Annotated in this window: 1 pseudogene; it reads right to left on the minus strand. The window is 67.4% G+C overall.

What is annotated here, in order from left to right:
- A pseudogene (locus DK254_RS18610) lies at positions 1–516 on the minus strand (RHS repeat domain-containing protein); the annotation flags it as partial.

Consider the following 516-nt stretch of genomic DNA (forward strand, 5'->3'; position numbering starts at 1 on the left):
TTGCCGTCGGCGTGCTCGATGACCAGTACTTCACCGTTGGGCTTGCGCTGCAGGCGGGTGGTCTGGCCGAGGGCGTCGGTGATGGCCACCAGGTGCTGGCGGTCGTCGTATGCGTAGCGGGTCTGCTGGCCGGAGCAGTCCTGGTAGCGCTCCACCTGGGCCAGGCCGTTCCACCACAGGTGCTTGCGCTTGCGCAGGGCGTCGACGATGGTGTGCGGCAGGCCGTCCTCGCCGTTGAAGTATTCGGTGCTGTGGCCTTCGGCGTCGGTTTCCTCGATGAGGTTGCCCCGGGCGTCGTAGCGGGCCTTCCAGGTGCTGCCGTCGGGGTAGGCCACTTCGCTCACGAGGTTCGTCGCGAGGTGGTGCTGGTAGCGGATGCTGCGGCCCAGCGGGTCGATTTCCTCGACCAGGCGCGAGTACTCGTCGTACTTGAGCTGCACGCGGTTGCCGTCGGGCAGTTGCAGGCCGGTCATGTTGCCGGCGTCGTCCAGCTCGATGCGGTATTCCTCGCCGCCG

The sequence above is a fragment of the Pseudomonas sp. RW407 genome (assembly GCF_003176655.1).
GTDB classification, from domain to species: domain Bacteria; phylum Pseudomonadota; class Gammaproteobacteria; order Pseudomonadales; family Pseudomonadaceae; genus Pseudomonas; species Pseudomonas delhiensis.